General features: G+C 72.3%; 1 protein-coding gene. It reads left to right on the forward strand.

What is annotated here, in order from left to right:
• A partial coding sequence (locus tag AC1DN0_RS42030) for a hypothetical protein (protein ID WP_477146750.1) occupies window positions 1–238 on the forward strand: 238 nt, incomplete at its 5' end.
• Window positions 239–354 lie beyond the last annotated feature (116 nt).

The raw sequence follows: 354 nt of genomic DNA on the forward strand, positions 1-354 counted from the left end.
GGCCTACCTGGGCGTGCTGCTGCAGCACGCCGCGCAGGTGCCGGCGGTGATCGGGGTATCGCGGCTGGACCTGGCTCCGCAGTTCGACCTGGAGGCCTGCGCGGTCCGGGCCGGGCGCGAGGGGCGCTGGTTGCCGGTGGTGCCGCTGGATGCGCGTGACCGCGAACAGGGGCTGTGCCTGATGGACGTGCTGATGAGCGAGATGGAAGCCGGGGCACTGGTGGCGGCGCATGGCTGACGGACACGAGGTGCGCGGCCTGGATGCCGCACTGCGGACGCGCCTGGCCGGTCACCTGCAGCGCTTTGCCGACGACATCAACGGCGTGCGCAGCGTGGTGCTGGCCAGCGTGGATG

The sequence above is a fragment of the Cupriavidus sp. 05N39 genome (genome assembly GCF_056397325.1).